The sequence below is a fragment of the Actinomycetota bacterium genome, from assembly GCA_005888325.1.
GTDB lineage: Bacteria > Actinomycetota > Acidimicrobiia > Acidimicrobiales > AC-14 > AC-14.
The window spans coordinates 91,056-108,156 of the sequence record VAWU01000030.1 but is presented as its reverse complement, the minus strand read 5'-3'; the positions used below and the strand labels follow the sequence as shown (position 1 = coordinate 108,156).

At 68.5% G+C, this 17,101-nt stretch carries 19 protein-coding genes and 1 pseudogene; 8 read left to right on the top strand and 12 right to left on the bottom strand.

Going from position 1 to position 17,101, the window contains the following annotated elements; all coding sequences use genetic code 11:
• The first annotated feature begins 28 nt into the window (after positions 1 to 28).
• From E6G06_12325 to E6G06_12315, 3 genes and pseudogenes are all read left to right on the top strand, one after another.
• Positions 29 to 1,509, top strand: a pseudogene (locus tag E6G06_12325) (DNA-3-methyladenine glycosylase 2 family protein).
• A 134-nt stretch (positions 1,510 to 1,643) separates the two neighbouring features.
• Positions 1,644 to 1,832, top strand: coding sequence for a hypothetical protein (locus tag E6G06_12320; protein TML90603.1), 189 nt, complete (start codon positions 1,644 to 1,646; stop codon positions 1,830 to 1,832).
• A 21-nt stretch (positions 1,833 to 1,853) separates the two neighbouring features.
• Complete coding sequence (locus E6G06_12315) at positions 1,854 to 3,137, top strand: flotillin (GenBank protein ID TML90569.1); 1,284 nt, start codon at positions 1,854 to 1,856, stop codon at positions 3,135 to 3,137.
• A gap of 349 nt (positions 3,138 to 3,486) precedes the next feature.
• Here E6G06_12315 and E6G06_12310 read toward each other — a convergent pair whose 3' ends face one another.
• A complete protein-coding gene (locus tag E6G06_12310; GenBank protein TML90602.1) occupies positions 3,487 to 4,320 on the bottom strand; it encodes a class I SAM-dependent methyltransferase in 834 nt (277 codons plus the stop codon).
• Positions 4,321 to 4,400: 80 nt separating this feature from the next.
• Here E6G06_12310 and E6G06_12305 point away from each other — a divergent pair, with 80 nt between their 5' ends.
• Together E6G06_12305 and E6G06_12300 are read left to right on the top strand one after the other, a co-directional pair.
• Positions 4,401 to 5,804 carry an alkaline phosphatase family protein gene (locus E6G06_12305; protein ID TML90568.1) on the top strand — a complete coding sequence of 468 codons (1,404 nt, stop codon included), beginning with the start codon at positions 4,401 to 4,403 and terminating at the stop codon, positions 5,802 to 5,804.
• Positions 5,805 to 6,187: 383 nt separating this feature from the next.
• Positions 6,188 to 6,502, top strand: a complete 315-nt coding sequence (locus tag E6G06_12300; GenBank protein TML90567.1) for a hypothetical protein — start codon at positions 6,188 to 6,190, stop codon at positions 6,500 to 6,502.
• Positions 6,503 to 6,538: 36 nt separating this feature from the next.
• Here the strand turns inward: E6G06_12300 and E6G06_12295 are convergent, their stop codons facing one another.
• The 3 genes from E6G06_12295 to E6G06_12285 all read right to left on the bottom strand — a co-directional run bounded on the left by E6G06_12295 (position 6,539) and on the right by E6G06_12285 (position 9,007).
• Positions 6,539 to 7,717: a sigma-70 family RNA polymerase sigma factor gene (locus E6G06_12295; GenBank protein ID TML90566.1), complete on the bottom strand. Its 1,179-nt coding sequence runs from the start codon at positions 7,715 to 7,717 to the stop codon at positions 6,539 to 6,541.
• Positions 7,711 to 8,067 carry a hypothetical protein gene (locus tag E6G06_12290; GenBank protein ID TML90565.1) on the bottom strand — a complete coding sequence of 119 codons (357 nt, stop codon included), beginning with the start codon at positions 8,065 to 8,067 and terminating at the stop codon, positions 7,711 to 7,713. The genes E6G06_12295 and E6G06_12290 overlap by 7 nt, the downstream gene beginning before the upstream one ends.
• A 61-nt stretch (positions 8,068 to 8,128) precedes the next feature.
• On the bottom strand, positions 8,129 to 9,007 hold the full coding sequence (locus E6G06_12285; GenBank protein TML90564.1) for a class I SAM-dependent methyltransferase: 879 nt from the start codon (positions 9,005 to 9,007) through the stop codon (positions 8,129 to 8,131).
• 128 nt (positions 9,008 to 9,135) lie between these two features.
• On the opposite strand from E6G06_12285, the gene E6G06_12280 reads away from it, so the two are divergent.
• Together E6G06_12280 and E6G06_12275 are read left to right on the top strand one after the other, a co-directional pair.
• Positions 9,136 to 10,416, top strand: a complete 1,281-nt coding sequence (locus tag E6G06_12280; GenBank protein ID TML90563.1) for an acyl-CoA dehydrogenase — start codon at positions 9,136 to 9,138, stop codon at positions 10,414 to 10,416.
• Between the two features lie 57 nt (positions 10,417 to 10,473).
• On the top strand, positions 10,474 to 11,208 hold the full coding sequence (locus E6G06_12275; GenBank protein ID TML90562.1) for a hypothetical protein: 735 nt from the start codon (positions 10,474 to 10,476) through the stop codon (positions 11,206 to 11,208).
• Here the strand turns inward: E6G06_12275 and E6G06_12270 are convergent.
• The 3 genes from E6G06_12270 to E6G06_12260 form a co-directional block, all read right to left on the bottom strand.
• Positions 11,205 to 11,615 carry a VOC family protein gene (locus E6G06_12270; GenBank protein ID TML90561.1) on the bottom strand — a complete coding sequence of 137 codons (411 nt, stop codon included), beginning with the start codon at positions 11,613 to 11,615 and terminating at the stop codon, positions 11,205 to 11,207. The genes E6G06_12275 and E6G06_12270 overlap by 4 nt on opposite strands.
• A gap of 67 nt (positions 11,616 to 11,682) precedes the next feature.
• Entirely contained in the window at positions 11,683 to 12,102 is a 420-nt protein-coding gene (locus E6G06_12265; protein TML90560.1) for a hypothetical protein, read from the bottom strand.
• A gap of 85 nt (positions 12,103 to 12,187) precedes the next feature.
• On the bottom strand, positions 12,188 to 12,610 hold the full coding sequence (locus E6G06_12260; protein TML90601.1) for a VOC family protein: 423 nt from the start codon (positions 12,608 to 12,610) through the stop codon (positions 12,188 to 12,190).
• A gap of 93 nt (positions 12,611 to 12,703) precedes the next feature.
• Here E6G06_12260 and E6G06_12255 point away from each other — a divergent pair, with 93 nt between their 5' ends.
• A complete protein-coding gene (locus tag E6G06_12255) occupies positions 12,704 to 13,696 on the top strand; it encodes a Gfo/Idh/MocA family oxidoreductase (GenBank protein ID TML90559.1) in 993 nt (330 codons plus the stop codon).
• 37 nt (positions 13,697 to 13,733) lie between these two features.
• Here E6G06_12255 and E6G06_12250 read toward each other — a convergent pair whose 3' ends face one another.
• The 5 genes from E6G06_12250 to E6G06_12230 form a co-directional block, all read right to left on the bottom strand.
• Positions 13,734 to 14,609: an LLM class F420-dependent oxidoreductase gene (locus E6G06_12250; GenBank protein ID TML90558.1), complete on the bottom strand. Its 876-nt coding sequence runs from the start codon at positions 14,607 to 14,609 to the stop codon at positions 13,734 to 13,736.
• A 98-nt stretch (positions 14,610 to 14,707) separates the two neighbouring features.
• The gene (locus E6G06_12245) at positions 14,708 to 15,175 is read right to left on the bottom strand and encodes an ATPase (protein ID TML90557.1); all 468 of its coding nucleotides are present in this window, start codon (positions 15,173 to 15,175) and stop codon (positions 14,708 to 14,710) included.
• Positions 15,172 to 15,519: a winged helix-turn-helix transcriptional regulator gene (locus tag E6G06_12240; protein ID TML90556.1), complete on the bottom strand. Its 348-nt coding sequence runs from the start codon at positions 15,517 to 15,519 to the stop codon at positions 15,172 to 15,174. The genes E6G06_12245 and E6G06_12240 overlap by 4 nt, the downstream gene beginning before the upstream one ends.
• A gap of 76 nt (positions 15,520 to 15,595) precedes the next feature.
• Positions 15,596 to 16,618, bottom strand: a complete 1,023-nt coding sequence (locus tag E6G06_12235; GenBank protein ID TML90555.1) for a phosphotransferase — start codon at positions 16,616 to 16,618, stop codon at positions 15,596 to 15,598.
• A complete protein-coding gene (locus tag E6G06_12230) occupies positions 16,618 to 17,004 on the bottom strand; it encodes a hypothetical protein (GenBank protein ID TML90554.1) in 387 nt (128 codons plus the stop codon). The genes E6G06_12235 and E6G06_12230 overlap by 1 nt, the downstream gene beginning before the upstream one ends.
• Positions 17,005 to 17,101: the final 97 nt, after the last annotated feature.

The following is a 17,101-nucleotide window of genomic DNA, read 5'->3' as shown; positions in this document are numbered from 1 at the left end:
CTCGCCCCCGCGCAGGCACACTGGGGCCGTGTTCCGGGACACCGAGCGGTGCTTGCGAGCCGTGCTCTCGAACGACGGCCGCTTCGACGGACAGTTCGTCAGCGCGGTGGTCACGACGGGCATCTACTGCCGGCCGAGCTGCCCGGTCGCTCCGCCCAAGCCCGAGAACATGCGGTTCCTGCCCACCGCGGCCGCCGCACAGGCAGCCGGGTTCCGTGCGTGCAAGCGCTGCCGTCCCGACGCCGCCCCGGGCTCGCCCGAATGGGACACACGATCTGACCTCGTCGCGCGCGCGCTCCGTCTCATCGCGGACGGAATCGTGGATCGCGAGGGAGTCGACGGCCTCGCCCACCGCCTCGGATACAGCCGCCGGCAGCTTCAGCGTCAGATGACCGCGGTTCTCGGGGCGGGACCGGTCGCGGTCGCGCGCGCGCAACGAGCGCAGGCCGCTCGGGTGCTGCTGGAGACGACGGTCCTCTCGATGAGCGATGTGGCCTTCGCGGCGGGATTCGGCAGCATCCGGCAGTTCAACGACACCGTCCGCGAGGTGTTCGCGACGTCGCCCTCCGCGCTGCGGGCAGCGGCCGAGGTCAGGGCGCCGTCGACGCCCGGGTCCGTGACGGTGCGGCTCGCGTTCTGATCGCCCCTCTGGCCCGACAGCCTCTTCGGCCACCTCGCGGCGACGGCTGTGCCCGGGGTCGAAGAGTGGCGCGACGGTGCCTACCGGCGCACGATGCGCCTGCCGTTCGGGTCGGGGATCGTCGCCCTCTCACCACAGCGCGACCACGTCAGTTGCCGGCTCACCCTCACCGACATGCGGGACTTCTCCACTGCGATCGCGCGCTGCCGACGCTTGTTGGACCTCGATGCCGACCCGGTCGCAGTCGATGCCGCGCTGGCCAAGGATCCTGCTCTGCGACCGCTGATCAAGGCGTCACCCGGTCCACGGGTCCCGCGGACGGTCGACGAGCACGAGCTCGCGCTCCGCGTCGTGCTGGGACAGCAGATCAGCACCGCCGCGGCACGCACACTCGCGGGCGGGCTCGTCGTCGCGTCCGGTGAGCCGATCGACGACCCCAGCGGCGGTCTCACGCATCTCTTCCCCGCGACCACGACCATCGCCGAGGTCGACCCCACCACGCTGGCGATGCCCGGCAGCCGGCGTCGCACGTTCATCGCGCTCGCCCAGGCACTCGCCGACGCAAGGTCGATCTCAGCGTGGGTGGTGAGTGGGGCACCGCGCTCGAACGACTCGCCGACGTTCCGGGAGTCGGACCGTGGACGCGCTCGACCATTGCGATGCGCGCGCTCGGCGATCCCGATGCGTTTCTTCCGACCGATCTGGGTGTCCGGCTCGGGGCGAAGACGCGGCGACTACCGAGCTCGCCTGCTGCCCTGACCGAACGAGCCCGAAGGTGGCGCCCGTGGCGCGCCTACGCGGTCCAGCACCTCTGGGGCGCCGGCCATCACGCGATCAACCAGCTTCCGGCGAGGCCTCGGCGCTCCTGACCCGACGGATCGACCCCGGAATGGGGCTCAGATCATTTCCGTCACCACTCGGTAGAGTGGCCACTGCTAAGGAGTCGAGATGCGGCAGAGGGCAATGACGGCGGTCGGGCGTGCCGGCTGACGCAGAACAGAGCGTGCTCGGCATGGTCGGGTGGGTGACCGTCCCCATCCCGGCCGATGGTCCGGGTGAGGTGCTCCTTCCGGTACGTGGCGGGACGGAGGCATTCGCGGCCTGGTCGGACGAGGAGATCGAGAAGCACACCCGCGTCCTGGTCATCGACTGCACGTCCGCACGTTCGGTCATCGTCACGCCCTTCCCGTAGCCCGTCACCAAAGGAGTCCCCATGTTCTTCTGGCATGTTCCGGCGCCGAACGAGGCCCTGCTGATCTCTGGCTCGAAGCGCCAAGCGCAGGACACGCAGTTCCGCATCGTCACCGGGCACGGAAGCTTCGTCCTCCCGGTCAAGCAGAAGGCTCGAATCCTCGCCTTGGCGTTGCGCGAGGCCGAGATCGTCGAGGACTGCGTCACGAACCAGGGCATCCGCCTCAAGGTTCGGGCCGTCGCCGTGTTCAAGGTCGGCGACGACGCGGTGTCGATCGCCAACGCCGCCCGCCGCTTCCTGTCCGAGCAGAATCGCATGGAGGAGCTCGTCGGTCGGGTCTTCGCGGGCCACCTCCGGTCCATCATCGGCGGCCTCACCGTCGAGCAGATCATCCGGGAGCGCGATCGCGTCGCCCAGGAGATCAAGGACGGCAGTCACGCCGAGATGGAAAAGCTGGGCATCGTCGTCGACGCGCTGCAGATCCAAGAGATCGAAGACGCCTCCGGCTACATCAACAACCTCGCCGCCCCGCATGCCGCCGCAGTGGCCAGCCAGGCGCGCATCGCCCAGGCGAAGGCCGACCAGGAGGCAGCAGAGCGGGAACAGCAGGCCGCGGCCCTGAAGGCCCAGTACGAGCGGGACACCGCCATCAAACGTGCAGGGTTCCAAGCTGAGACCGAGCAAGCCAACGCCCAGGCCGCCCAGGCGGGACTGCTCGCCGAGGCGAAGGCGTCGCAGGACGTCATCGAGCAGCAGACGGCCCTGGCGCAACGCCAAGCCGACCTCGCCGCCCAACGCCTCGAGGCCGACGTCCGCCGGCCCGCCGACGCAGAGGCGTACAAGCAGCGCACCCTGGCCGAGGCTCAGCGCGACCAGGCGAAGTTCGGTGCGGAGGGAGACGCCTACCGCAGGACGACGCTCGCGGAGGCCGAAGCCCAAGCGGTGAAGATCCAAGCGGACGGAACCGCGTACGCCGAGCGGACGACCGCGGACGCGCAAGCCGACGCCAACAAGGCCCGGGCCGGCTCGCTGAGGGACGGCAACCAGGAGCTCATTGCAGCCAACCGCATCATCGAGGCGCTTCCGTCGATCGTGCAGGCCGCGGCCCAGGGGATCGCCGGGTCGAACCTGACCATCCTCAACGGCACCGAGGGGATCAACGAGGTCGTCGCCGGGCTCGTCGGGCAGGGCTTGTCGATTCTCGACACGCTCAAGAAGTCGACGGCTGCCGCGGGGAACAACGCCGCCGGGAACAACGGCATGCTCCCGACTCCACTGGAACGCAGCGGACAAGCCGGCGCTTGATCGTCGTCGCCGAGAGGCGTGGCTGGCGCGCCGTCCCTCGTGTCCGGCAGACTTCCGTGCGCTCGGGGGGACGGGCACTCGGGGGAAGGAATGACGAACCTAGCGAAGGACGGGGCAGGTTGGCCCTCGTCCCGTCCCGCCGCGTGGGCCGCCGCCGTTCGTGCTGCACGGGAGGACCGCCGACGCTCGACCGCGGCGACGCCCCCAGCTCGCGAAGGAGCGATGAGCCCAGAGGAACGACGCGCGTACTGGCGACGGCTGGACGCAGAGATAGAAGAGCGGCAAAGAGAAGCCCGCGCCAAGCGAGCCAGGCGAAGGCCAGGCTTCTGACGGGCGCCCGGCGAGACCCTCACGCAGGCTTGGCGCCCACGACGATCTCCGTGTCACCTGGCCAATCCCAGAACAGCCCGTCGGCCGAATGCTCTTGGAGCAGATCTCGGAGGTCGGCTTCGAACTGATCGCGGCTGCTTCCGAACAGGTGCGGCGCGGATGACGACATCGAGAAGTAACCATCCACGATGCTGTCGGTGTCGCGAATGATGTCGGGTCGACCGGGCGCGAAGACCTGACGCGGTCGACCGAACCGAGTGCGCGCCAACGCATCCTCGTAACGATCCGTCGAGTCCGGCGCGCATCCCTGCCCCGCCCGTCGGTTCGATCCGAGATAGCGCGCCACGAGTTGCTTGATCTCGTCGTGCGGGATCAGTGGGTGATCGAGTCTCGGGGGGAAGGTCCGACCCTCCACGGTGTGCGCGATCAACGCCACCGCGCCGCCAGGCTCGAGGATGTCGAAGACCGCCTCCGCGACCCGCTCACGTTCCGTCCAGTGGAAGGACTGGCCAAAGGTGACGAGGCGAAACGGGCCGAGATCCAGCCCGACGATCTCCTCCGCCCGCGCGCGGATCCATCGCGCGTTGCCAACGCCGAGCTCGCGGGCTCGCCGGGCGCCCTCCGCGAGCATGTCCGGGTCGGGGTCGAGGCCGATGGCTTCTGAGAAGTGCGCGGCCAGCTCGAGCGTCAACACCCCCGGGCCGCACCCCACGTCGAGCAGTCTCCCGCCCAGGCCGAGTGCAAGCTCGCGGCCGAGCACGCCGGCGAGGTCGGCCGAGTAGGGCGGTCGGCCGTTGCAGTAGTGCCGCGCTGCTCCTCGATAGATGGTCGGGTCGTACGCCATCTCGCCCATCTTGTCGCGCCGGCAGATGTGCAAGGCTGCGCTCCGACCCAGCCGCCTGGCGACACCACCGGTCGCTTCTCGTGAGCAGGATGGCGATGGCTTCGATCAGCCGTGTCCTGCAGGGCATGGAAGCACGCCTTGCTCGACGCTTCGAGCGCTCCGGCGACCAGCACCGCTTCCCGCCGCCGAACCCGGACGTGCCCGTTGGCTCGGACACGCTGCCCCAGATTCGTCACATCGTGGTCCTGATGATGGAGAACCATTCCTTCGACAACTACCTGGGTGTGCTCGGTCGCGGTGACGGCTTGCCGGTCGACGCGGACGGCAATCCCGACGCCGTCAATGCGACCGCAGGCGGTCGGCTCCTCGGCTCCAAGCGGTTCGCGACGACGGAGCAGCATGCCCGAGTGCCGTCACAGTCATGGGAGGCGAGCCACGAGCAATGGGCGAACGGGAACAACGATGGCTTCGTTCGCAGCGCCGAACGTCAACGCTCCGACGTCGACCCGAGCGTGGCGATGGGCTGCTGGAACGACGTCGATCTGCCGTTCTACTACGGACTCGCCCGGGCGTTCCCGGTCGCCGACCGATGGTTCTCGTCATGTCTGGGCCCGACGTTCCCGAATCGGCGGTTCCTGGTGGCCGGGACGGCCAACGGTCTGACAACCGACAGCATCGCCCACACCTTCGACCACCCCGCCAACGGGACGGTGTTCGACTTGCTCACGACCCATCGAATCAGTTGGGCGAACTATCACTCGGTCCCCCATCGCGGGCCCGCGCTGAAACGCGGCCTCGGTGTGCACGGCCTCCGCCTCTCGCGCCGCGTCAGAAGCATCCTGAAGGGTCTGAACCGTCGGTTTGGGAACGTCGGAACCGAGGCCAAGTCGTTCCTCCAGTTCACCGCCGACGCCTATCCCGTCGGCATCCTGCGTTACCTCTCTCATGTGCATTCCATCGATCGCTTCATCAGCGATGCCGCGGCCGGGCGACTTCCCTCCGTCAGCATCGTCGACCCCGACTTCCGCAAGAACTCCGAAGAGAACCCGCAGGACATCCAACACGGCGAAGCGTTCGCGGCTCGCATCATCAATGCGGTCATGGCCGGCAAGGGATGGATGGGAACCTTGCTGATCTGGGTGTACGACGAGCACGGTGGCTACTACGACCACGTGCCGCCACCCTCGGCCGTCGAGCCCGACGACCACCCGATCGAGACCGGCGGACCTTGGCGGTTCGACCGCTACGGCTTCCGGGTGCCTGCGGTCCTCGTCTCGCCGTATGCCCGGCCGGACTATGTCTCACACGTCGTTCACGACCACACCTCGATACTCAAGCTCATCGAGACGAAGTGGAACCTGCCTCCGCTGACACGGCGTGACGCCGAAGCCGACGACCTGCTCGACTCGCTCGACCTGTCGGGCCCGCCCGCGTTCGAGAGGCCACCCAACCTGCCGAACCCCGCTCTGAGATCGGACCCCGGCGTGGCGTAAGCGCCGCGATATCGTCTCACTGCTGATCGCGTTCTGGACTGGGGTGGTCGTCGTGTTGTACGCCCTGATGGCGGCGTTGCTGATCTGCATTTGGCTACTGGCACGCAAGACCGTCGTCCCCTCGATCCGTCTTCGACTGAGGGAGCCTCGTGGACCGATCGAGGCTCGCTCGATCCTGCGCCGTTGGTGGCCGATCGCCGCCTTCATCGTGGTCGGCGTGGTCGGGGGACTGGTGATGGATCAGATCTTCCCGGGGCGCAAGGGCCACGGCGCCGGGCATCTGGAATCCGCCGAAGTGGTGCCCCCGGTCGTCGCCCTCGTCGCCGTCATCCTGTGGGCCGTCCCCGGTGGCCGACGGGCCGTAGGTCGGCAACGTGCGAGTGGTGAACGCGATCGGGAAAGACAACTGGAGCGATACGCAGGCCGACGCGCTCGGCACGGCGCGTACGGGATACACGTCGGGCCACAATCTGACCGACAAGGGGATCCTGCTCGTGCTCATCGCGGCGACGTTGGTGGCGATCGTGCTCTTGGCGCTCAAGCGCGTCACGAGGGGAGTCGGAATCGGAGCGCTCGTCGCCAACCTCTTCCCGCCGTGGATCATCCCGGGGGCAGGCATCATCGTGCTTGCCGTCGGCCTCACCCACGCCCGCGACCGACTGCGAACGTCGGCGATTGCACCAACAGATGATCCGTAAGGCGGCGTCGTGTCACGGCGCCGGCGGTTCGGTCGCTCACCCCGACCGCGGGACCTCCGACAGCCGTCGTTGGAGCAGACGCCGCTCGGCGTCGTCGTGGACGAGCGCCAGCGCACGGCTGTAGGCAACGCGGGCCTCTGCGATGCGGCCGATGCGCCGCAACAGCTCGCCTCGCGTCGCGTGTAGGTAGTGGTAGTCCTCGAGGGGGAGGCGATCGATGATCTCGAGCCCCGCCTCGGGACCCTCCTCTTCGGCGACCGCGACGGCTCGGTTCAGCTCGACGATCGGCGAGTCGGTGAGCCGGGTGAGCTCGCCGTAGAGCGCGGCGATCTGGGGCCAGTCGCGCGGCTCCTCGGCGTGCAGGGACGCGATCGCTGCTTGCACGACGTAGGGGCCTCGGCCGTCCAACGCCAGGGCGCGGTCGAGCGCTTCACGGCCCTTTGTGATCTGTGCCGTGTCCCAGAGCGATCGGTCCTGGTCGGCGAGGAGCACGAGGTCGCCGTCCCGGACCCGCGCCTCTCGGCGGGCGTCGAGCAACAGCATCATCGCGAGCAGGCCGTGCACCTCCGGCTCGTCGGCCATCAACTCGGCGAGCGCGCGCCCGAGCCAGAGCGCCTCGCTCGCCAGCTCGTCGCGGCCGCCGTAGCCCGCGTTGAAGATCAGGTAGACGACTGCGAGCACGGCGGCGAGCCGCTCGGGCAACACGTCGTCGGCAGGAACCCGGAACGGGATCGCCGCGGCCTTGATCTTGCGCTTCGCCCGCACGAGCCGCTGGGCCATCGTCGCCTCTCGCACCAGGAAGGCACGGGCGATCTCGTCGGTGGTGAGACCGCCGAGCGTCCGCAGGGTGAGCGCGACCTGCGCCTCGGTGGCGAGTGCCGGGTGACAGCAGGTGAAGATGAGCTCGAGTCGCTCGTCTGGAAATGAGGTGGCGTCCATCGTGTCCTCCGCTTCCTCAGGCACCTGGAGCAGGCGGGTCTTCGTGACCAGGGTGCGGTCGCGGCGAATGCGATTGAGTGCCCGGTTGCGCGCCGTCGTCAGCAACCAGGCACCGGGGTTCCGCGGGACTCCGTCGAGCGGCCAGCGCTCCGCGGCGATCGCAAACGCCTCCTGCGCGACTTCCTCGGCGAGGTCGAAGTCGCCGAGGAAGCCGATGAGCGCAGCGAGGACACGGCCCCACTGCTCGCGGAAGGCCTGCTCGATCGTCGCTACCACGCGACGATCGGGCGGACCTCGATCGCGCCGCCCATGCGAGCCGCAGGGACCCGCGAGGCGACCTCGATCGCTGCGTCGAGGTCGTCGGCCTCGAAGAAGAAGTACCCCCCGATCGCCTCCTTGATCTCGACGAACGGCCCGTCGGTGGTCAGCGTCTTGCCGTCCTGTACCCGGACCGTGGTCGCGGTTTCGGCGGGCTGCATCTGGAGGCCGGCGGTGACGCCGGGCGTCTCGTTGAGCGCCTTGTACGCGGCGTACACCGCCTTCTTCTCGTCCTCCGGGAGCCTGTCCCACTCTTCCGACGGAGGCGTCGGAGTCGTGCCCTGATAGATCAGCATCATGTACTTCATCGCTTCCTCCTGCTCGGCATGGTCACCTCTAAGACAAACGAGGAGCGACGAAATCGACAGCTCAGGCGGGCTCTTTTCGGCGGGACCGCCAGGCATCCGCGCGGAACGCCACATCGACGGTCACCTCGCCCTCGACACCCAGCAGGTCCCGGAGGAGTCGTCGGGCCTCAGCGATCACGCGGTGGCGCGTCTCCTCGGGCATGGTGATGATCCAGCTGAACGTGCCCAGCAGACCGATCAGCTCGTCGGCGTCGAGCGCGACATCCCATGTGAACACCTCGTGCTCGGGCTGGTCGAACGGGACTCCGGGAGGGATCTCGAGACTCGGTAGAGGGCGACGCGCGTCACCCATGATGAGGCCCGCGACCCCGCTTTCGCGCGGGTCGCGCTCGTCACCCGCTGCCACGCTGGCGCCGGCCCGCGACTGTTCGGCGAGAAGCGCCTGCGCCTGGACGACGAACGGGCCCTCGGGGTCGGGCCCCGACCACAGGGCGCCGAGGATGCCGCCCGGCACCAGGATGCGGCCCACTTCGTGGAGGGTCGGGACCGGATCCATCCAGTGCCATGACGAGGAGGCCAGCACGGCGTCTGCGCTCCTGTCGGGGATGGGCATCGACTCGCCGCGACCCATCAGCGCCCGGACGCCGGGGACCTGTGCGGTGAGTACCGACCGCATCCGGTCGTCCGGTTCGATCGCGATCACTTCTTCGGCCCTCCCGATCAAGAGCCTGGTCAATGCTCCGGTGCCGGCCCCGAGGTCGACGACCGTGCCGACCTTCGTCGGGAGGATCCAGTCCACGGCGGCAGCGGGCGGTCCGGGACGGTAGCGCTCGTAGTGCGAGGCCGCCTCGCCGAAGCTTCCCGCGCGCGCTGCCTTCTCCTGCGGTCGTAGGTGCGACAGTGGTACGTCGAAGTCGAGCGGGTCCGCGTCGGTCACGATCCGACCCTAATGGAGAGGCCGCAGTCGTTCAGAGGGACTGAGCTCGAACCCGTGACTCTCACCTCGGCCGTGAGATCCTAAGATCACCTGGCACACACGCAGCACCGCACCGACACGGGGGTCATCCGATGGGGTGGGACTTCTCCACTGATCCGCAGTTCCAGAAGAAGCTCGACTGGGTCGAGGAGTTCTGCCGCGAGGAGGTGGAGCCGCTCGAGTTCGTCTTCCCTTACGCGGTGCGATCGAAGGATCAGAGGATCAAGGCCCTCGTGAAGCGGTTGCAGGACGAGATCAAGGCGCAGGGCCTGTGGGCGATCTTCCTCGACGAAGAGCTCGGGGGGCCGGGCTACGGGCAGCTGAAGCTGGGGCTGCTCAACGAGATCCTTGGTCGCTACCCGTCGGCGCCGCAGATGTTCGGCGCCGCGGCACCCGACACGGGGAACATGGAGATGCTCGCGGCGTACGGCACCGAGGAGCAGAAGGAGCGCTGGCTCAAGCCCATGCTCAACCAGGAGCTGTGGTCGGCCTACTCGATGACCGAACCGCAGGGCGGTTCCGATCCCAACCTGTTCCGGACGCACGCGACACGTGACGGCGACGAGTGGGTCATCAACGGCGAGAAGTGGTTCACGAGCGCGGGCCGGGTGGCCGACATCCTGTTCGTGATGTGCACAAACGGCATGTTCGTGGTGCCGCGGGAGACGCCGGGCGTCGAAATCCAGCCCGAGCCGCGCAACCACAACCACATCATCTACCGCGACGTCCGCATTCCTGCCGACCACCTGCTCGGACCCGAGGACGGCGCCAAGGTGCTGGCCCAGCGGCGCCTCGGGGGTGGCCGCATCCACCACGCGATGCGCACGATCGCGCAGTGCAAGCTGGCCTTCGACATGATGTGCGAGCGGGCGCTCAGCCGCGAGTCACACGGCAAGATCATCGCCGATCACCAGATGGTGCAGGAGAAGATCGCCGATTCCTACGCGTCGATCCGGATGCTGCGGCTGTTCGTGCTCGAGACTGCGTGGAAGATCGACAACACGAGCACGCAGGAGACACGCACCGACATCGCCGCGGTGAAGTACACCATGGCGAAGGTGCTGCGCGAGGTGTCGTTCAACGCGCTGCACATCCTGGGCTCGCTCGGCACCACCAACCTCACGCCGCTCCAGGCGATGTACGCGGGCGCGCCGACGATGGGCATCGCCGACGGCGTCGACGAAGTGCACAAGGCCACCGTCGCCCGCAACGTGCTCAAGAGCTACCGGCCCCATGAGGGCTACTGGCCGACCGAGTACTTCCCGGCGAAGCGGGCGAAGGCCCGCGAGAAGTTCGAGCCGCTGTTCGCGAAGGACCCGGAGCTACGTGCCCTCGCCGACGGCTATGCCAAGTACTTCGCCGGTCGCAGCTGACTGAAGCGCTCCACCTGCGGACGCGAACCGGTGGTCGCGCCCTAGCCTCAGCCGCCAGTGCAGAGCCTCGTTCTCGCTTCGTTCAACATCCACTGGGGCCGTCATCCGCGCTCGTACGAGCCGTTCGACGTCCTCGAGGCGTGTCGCCGGCTCGACGCCGACGTGCTGGCGCTGCAGGAGGTGTGGCGGCCCGACCACGAGACGAGCGTCCCCGAGGAGGTGGCCGACAAGCTCGGCTACGAGATCCACGAGATGTGGACCGGCCGCGCGGTCGTGGAGCCGACGTGCCGCACCGTCGGGCACACCGGCGATCCGGTCGGTACCGGCGACTGGGGCCAAGCGCTGCTGACGCGTGTGCCTCGGGGGCCGGTGATCGAGCACCGGCTGGACGGGTTCCTCTTCGATCCCAACGACCGCGCGGTCATGACGACCGACATCGAGCTCGACGGCGCGAGCCTCACGGTGTGCGCGTCCCACTTCCCGCACCTCGAGCACATCTCGCCGCTGCTCCGCTGGCGCCTGCGGGGCGTGCTGCCGGAGACCCACCACCCCGCCGTGCTCATGGGCGACTTCAACATGTGGCGGTGGGTGGCACGCTTCATCGTGCCAGGCTGGCGCGACACCGTGCGCGGCCCGACGTGGCCGTCCCGACAGCCGGTGTTCCAGCTCGATCATCTGCTCGCGACGCCGCCGATCGTCGCAACCGATGCCGAGGTCGTTCGCGTGGGCGAGTCGGACCACCTGCCGATCCGAGCCCGCGTGTCGCTCAGACAACGGCCTCCTGAGCGCTAGGACCGCTCCATCGACTGGACGTCGAAGTAGATCGGTAGCAGGTACTTCACGTAGAACGCATGCACGGTGAGTTGCGGGTACACCAGGTCCTCGTACTCCTGGATCTGAACGCGGTCGTCCTTGTCCCGGTAGCGCTTGCATGCCTCGAGGAGATCGTCGACCTCGGCTCGGGTGTCCTGGAGCAACCCGAGGTGATCGAAACCCGGTGAGCTCATCGGCTTGCCACTTTCGGCCAGCAGGATGAACTGGTCGGCGTCGGGGAGCAGGATGTGGCAGAGCTGGCCCACGACCTCGGTGTCGGTTGCCTTCCAGCCGAACACGGAGCCGTAGAAGGCGTCGACCTCCTCCCGGAACTCGTCGGTCAGCGTTCCCCGCTCGAAGGTGAGCTCCATGTGGTTGAACCGCATGAGCACACCGTAGATCCCGTTCCGGTCACGTGGCGAGGGCAGCGCCGGGATCGGGTCGGGGCGATCTTTACGGTCGGCGCTGGGCGATCCGGCGGTAGCGAATGTTGAGCCTGCGGAGCTTGGCGTTGTGGTCGTTCACCAGCTTCCGTCGCCGCGCGGGATCGTGCTCACCGGCGAGCTGCGTCTCGAGCTCTCTCTCGAGCTCGGCGATGGCGTCCGAGGTGCTCCTGGGCCGCCGCGGTGTCGTCGGCTTCCTGAAGCGAAGGCCGAGCGAGCCCGGCCCCGCGTCGATCGAGCTCTCCGTGATGTGCTTCGGCAGGCGGAGATGCTCGCGGAGGACGTACTGGTCGGCCGCCTTGTTGACCGACACCGCCACGACGTTCAGCGGCTCCAGGCACGCTTCGACGCATTCCGGCTTCGTGCAGTAGTCGTATCCCAGCTCGGCCCGTTCCGCGGAGAACTCGCCTCCGCAGTTCCTGCAGCTCAACAGCCCCTCCGTCGTCGTTCAGATCGCGGGCTTCCGTCGCGTTCTCGGCACAATTCTATCGACGCGGGCCGCCAACCTGAGACGGTCAGCCGACGGTTTCGCCGGGTGCTTCGGCGCTGACCATCCAGGGCGTCCCGAACCGGTCGACGCACATGCCGAACATCGGCGACCAGAACGTCGCGCCGATCGGCAGCGTGATCTCGCCGCCGTCCGCGAGCGCCTCGAAAGCCCGCTTCGCCTCGTCGACGTCGGCGACTGCATAGTTGACCTGCATCCCCTGCACCGGGCCGAAGCTGTCGGTGGTCGGGTCGTCGGAGGCCATGAGCAGGTTGTCGTCGAACTTCAACGCGGCGTGCATGATCAGATCCGCCTGAGCGGCGGGCACCGGCTCGTCCGATGGCGCGTCCTTCAGCGCCAGCAGCACGAGATCGCCACCGAAGATCTCCTGGTACCGGGTGAAGGCCTCGCGACAGTTGCCACCGAAGTACAGGTACGGGTGAAAGGGCATCGGTTCCTCCAGGGAGTGGATGAGGTGAGTCTCTCCCATCTGACGGCTCGAGCGACCAGGACTCATCGCCGGCGCTTGAGGCAGGATGGGCCGATGGCACCTGTGCGGATCGGCGTGCTCGGCGCCGCGAAGATCGCGCCGGCGGCGCTGATCAAGCCCGCCCGCAAGCTCGACGAGATCGACGTCCGTGCGATCGCGGCGCGCGATCGGGCGAAGGCCGAGAGCTTCGCCGCCAAGCACGGGATCCCCAACGTGCACGACGGCTATCAGGCCCTGATCGACGACCCGAGCATCGACGCGATCTACAACCCGCTGCCGAACGGGCTGCACGGCAGGTGGACGATCGCCGCGCTCGAGGCGGGCAAGCACGTGCTCTGCGAGAAGCCGTTCACCGCGAACGCCGACGAGGCCGAGGCGGTCGCGGCCGTGGCCGACCGCTCCCGACGCGTCGTGATGGAGGCGTTCCACTACCGATACCACCCGTTGATCGACCGCATCCTCGAGATCGTTCGCGCCGAGCTGGGCACGGTCCGCCACGTCGAGACGTGGATGATCATTCCGTTGCCGTCGCGCCGCGACATCCGCTGGCAGCTCGACCTCGCGGGCGGGTCGACCATGGACGTCGGGTGTTACACGATCCACCTGTTGCGCACCCTCGCCGGTGAGGAGCCAACGGTCGTCGGAGCCTCCGCCCGCGAGCGCTCGATCGGGATCGACAGATGGATGGAAGCCGACATGCGCTTCGCCGGCGGGGCGACGGGCAAGGTGACCGCGTCGATGCTGTCGCCGAGGCTGTTGTCGCTCGGCGCCCGCGTCGAGGGTGACAAGGGCGAGTTGCGAGTCTTGAATCCCTACGCGCCGCACTACTTCAGCCGCGTGACCGTCAGCACCAACGGCAAGAAGCGCACCGAGCCGCGCGCCTCGCGGGAGCCGACATACATGTTCCAGCTGCGCGCCTTTGCCGGCGCGGTGCTCCGCGGGGAGCCGATCCTCACCGGTCCCGCCGACTCGATCGCCAACATGCGGGTGATCGACGCCGCGTACCGCGCTGCCGGGCTCGAGCCTCGCCGCCCGAGTCTGCAGTGACGAGCGCCTCGACGACTCGGACGACCGGAACGACGGACTAGACGGAGCTCAGGAGCTCGAGGGCGCGCGCGGTGGTCGCCAGCGCCTCGAGATGGCCGTCGACCGAGCCGAGGCCGGCATTCATGGTGTTGATCGACACGTGCGTCGCGCCCGCGTCGCGCCACCTGCCGACTTGCTCGACGACCTTCTCCAGTCCCGCGTCGGTCCAGCTGACCCGTCCTTCCATCCCGAGCGTGGATGGATCCCGGCCCGCGTCGCGCGCGGCCTGGTCGACGATGGCTCGGGCCTCGTCGAGCTTCGGGCCGGGAGGCACCTGCGGGAACCAGCCGTCGGCGAGTCGACCGACGCGCTCGTAGGCGCGCTTCGACTGCGCGCCGAGCCAGGTCGGGATCGGTCGCTGGACCGGCAACGGAGCGATGCCGGCCGCGGTCACTCGCTCGAAGGCACCGTCATGCGTCACCGCCGGCTCGGTCCACAGGCGGCGGAGCAACGCGATCTGCTCCTCCATCCGTACGCCGCGGTTGGTGAACTCCTTGCCGAGCGCCTCGTATTCGACGGCGTTCCAGCCGAGGCCGACGCCGAGCCGGAACTTGCCGTTGGTCAGCAGATCCACCTCCGCCGCCTGCTTGGCCACGAGCGCGGTTTGGCGCTGGGGAAGGATGATGATGCCGGTCACCAACTCGAGCGACGTGATCGCGGCGTAGTAGCCGAACAGCACGAACGGTTCGTGGAACGTCGTGTGCACGTTGTACGGGCCGTTCCACGGCTTGTGCACCTCTGGATCGGCGCCGAGCACGTGATCGTACACGAGCACGTGCGCGAACCCGAGCTCCTCGACCCGCAACCCGTACGCGCGCACACCCTCGACCGCGGCTCCGATCTCGGTCTGAGGGAACACGACTCCGATCTGCATGTCGTCTTTCTAGCGCTGCACCGACAAGTAGAGAAGATCTGCCTCGACGGGCCGGCGAGGCAAGCGTCGAGCGCCGAGCGCCGAGTGCCGTCGACGGCCTACGCGGCCGTCGCTCGCGCAAAGCCGTCGAGCAGACCCTGCCAGCCGCCGGGTGAGTCGAACGCGGCGCGGACCGGCTCCTGCGCATCACCGAAGCGCTCCAGATCGCGGTGTTCGAGCTCGACCCGGGTGCGGCTCGGCGTCTCGGCCACGAAGCGCACCTCGACCTCCGTCACGAGGGTCGGGTCGAAGGTCCAGCTTCCGTCGATTTGCCAGGCGAGCACGAGCCGGCTCGGTGGCTCCCAGTGCAGGACGCGTCCCCACTCGCACTCAGTCCCGTCGACGCCGATCTCGTACCAGCGACCGCCCTCCCGAGGCTCGAGCACGGCCCGCTCGAGGTCGGCCTTCCCGATGTGGTGCTCGCGCGACCACCACCGATCGATGCCCTCGGTGAACACACGGAAGGCCTTGTCCATCGACGCCTCGACGGTCACGCGCTTGTGAACGGCCCGATCGGTCACGGTCATGTCCCTTCTCCTTGTTCGCTCTCTGCTTGTTCGGCCTCTGCTTCTTCGGCCTCTGCCGCCGCCTTGAAGGCGGCCAGCGCCTGATCCCAGAACCGGTCCAGGTAGGCGCGCAGCGCGCCCAACCCGTCCGGGTTGAGTTGATAGAGCCGGCGGGCACCGGCCTGCCGGTCGACCACGAGACCGGCCCCTTTCAGCACCCGCAGATGCTGGGAGACCGCGGGGCGACTCACCGGGAGCCCCCGGGCGAGCTCGACGACAGGCCGAGGGCCGGCGGCCAGGCGTTCGAAGATGCTCCGCCTGGTTGGGTCGGCAAGCGCCGTAAGCGCCTTCTGGTAAGTAGCCACTTACGGTAAGTTACGACTTACATCTACGTTCGTCAAGCGCGTCCGAGCGGGCGTCTCGGCCGCGGCAGCCAGGGTGTCATCTCCAGGCAGCGCGGGGGACGGCGTCGCCGGAGCGCCGGCGGGTGAGTACGTGGGAGATGCCGTCCCACGATCGGGCGTCGTCCGCGTTGTTCGCATGTGGAGCGCAGAGGCGTGCGAGGTCGACACCGAGATCGGCGAGGTCCCAGCGGAGCCGGAACAGCGCGAGTCGATCCGGCAGGACCTCGACCCCGGTTGCCGCGGCGTAGGCGGCGCTGGCCAGTCCGTCTCCTGGTTCGAGGAGCCACATGTCGCGTTCTGGTGCGGCGAGGAGGGCGGTGTCCCAGTCGACCAGCATCCAACCGCTCGGCGTGCGCACGCTGTTGCCGGCGTGCGGTTCTCCGTGCGTCAAGACGGTGCGATCGTTGTGTGCTCGCGCCGCGCCCGCCAGGTCGTCGTACTCCGCGAGCATGTCGACGATCAGCTGTCGATGCTCCGCCAGGAGGCCGGCCAGGGGCCGCGAGTACGGGCCGGCATCGGCGTGCCCGTCGGGGTCTGCGATCGCGGCTTCGAGATCGGCCCGGTTCTGCAGCTGATAGTCGTCGGATCGGGCGTGCAACGGAGTCGGCAGCGATGCGGTGTGGAGTCGAGCGATCACATCGACCACGGCCAGCCGGTCGGCAACCGGCAGGGCCTGGCCGCCGCGGAACGTCTCGCCATCGATCATCGGATAGACGGCAAGTGCCCACTCGTCGCCGAGACGATGGAGCACGCCGCCGGTCCGCTCCGCGATCGGTGCAACGACGTAGTCGGCGCCGTCGGCTTTGAGCGCGTGCGCGGTGGCGAGCGCCGCCACCAGACGATCGAACACGTCGGCCCGCGACTCTCGGGGGCCGGAGCGCCGCCCATCCAGGTCGTCGACGGTGACGAACCACGCCTGGTGGTGGCGATCTTCCACCCGCCAGTGATGACTGCCGGCACCCACGGCGAAATACGACACGGCGGTCGCCGGGATGTCCCAACCGCGCTCGAGGGCCGCGACGAGGTCGGCCTCGGCGAGTCGCGCAGGCTGTGAGCGCACTATCGCTCGAGGTACTTCATGGCGAGGTCGGGTGGCGCGCACGCCAGCCAGGCGTCGACGAGCGCCTCGCGCAGCGGCCGCTTGGTGACGGTCTTCAGCTGAACGAGCACTGCGGCGTAACCGTCGAAGTGAGGGATCGTGAAGAAGCCCCTGGGACTTGCCGCGAGCACGGCCTCCTTCTCGCCGAGGTCCTCGACCCGAACGGCGAGGATCGGCCCATCCGGCGGAGTCTGGTCGCCGAACCGCTTGATGTCGGCCTTGCTGAAAGGTCTCTCCCAAGCGAAGGCCTTGCCGGCGACGTTCCAGGTCCGCGTGCCGCGGCGCTCGCCCTCAGTGACCTCGGGCAACGCCAATGCGAGCCGAGCGACCTCCTCGAGAGTCACCACGCTCGGCACCCTATCGTCGACCACTACCCGGCCCGGGCCGACTAGGCGGCGCGTTGTCTCACTGCGTGTCTGTGCGACCGGAGTGGGTGCAACGCAC

Excerpts from the sequence above, each read along its gene's own strand:
- E6G06_12315 (TML90569.1), top strand. The coding sequence starts at position 1,854 with ATGTTCTTCTGGCATGTTCCGGCGCCGAACGAGGCCCTGCTGATCTCT.
- E6G06_12310 (TML90602.1), bottom strand. The coding sequence starts at position 4,320 with ATGGGCGAGATGGCGTACGACCCGACCATCTATCGAGGAGCAGCGCGG.
- E6G06_12305 (TML90568.1), top strand. The coding sequence starts at position 4,401 with ATGGCGATGGCTTCGATCAGCCGTGTCCTGCAGGGCATGGAAGCACGC.
- E6G06_12290 (TML90565.1), bottom strand. The coding sequence starts at position 8,067 with ATGAAGTACATGATGCTGATCTATCAGGGCACGACTCCGACGCCTCCG.
- E6G06_12280 (TML90563.1), top strand. The coding sequence starts at position 9,136 with ATGGGGTGGGACTTCTCCACTGATCCGCAGTTCCAGAAGAAGCTCGAC.
- E6G06_12270 (TML90561.1), bottom strand. The coding sequence starts at position 11,615 with ATGCGGTTCAACCACATGGAGCTCACCTTCGAGCGGGGAACGCTGACC.
- E6G06_12260 (TML90601.1), bottom strand. The coding sequence starts at position 12,610 with ATGCCCTTTCACCCGTACCTGTACTTCGGTGGCAACTGTCGCGAGGCC.
- E6G06_12255 (TML90559.1), top strand. The coding sequence starts at position 12,704 with ATGGCACCTGTGCGGATCGGCGTGCTCGGCGCCGCGAAGATCGCGCCG.
- E6G06_12250 (TML90558.1), bottom strand. The coding sequence starts at position 14,609 with ATGCAGATCGGAGTCGTGTTCCCTCAGACCGAGATCGGAGCCGCGGTC.
- E6G06_12245 (TML90557.1), bottom strand. The coding sequence starts at position 15,175 with ATGACCGTGACCGATCGGGCCGTTCACAAGCGCGTGACCGTCGAGGCG.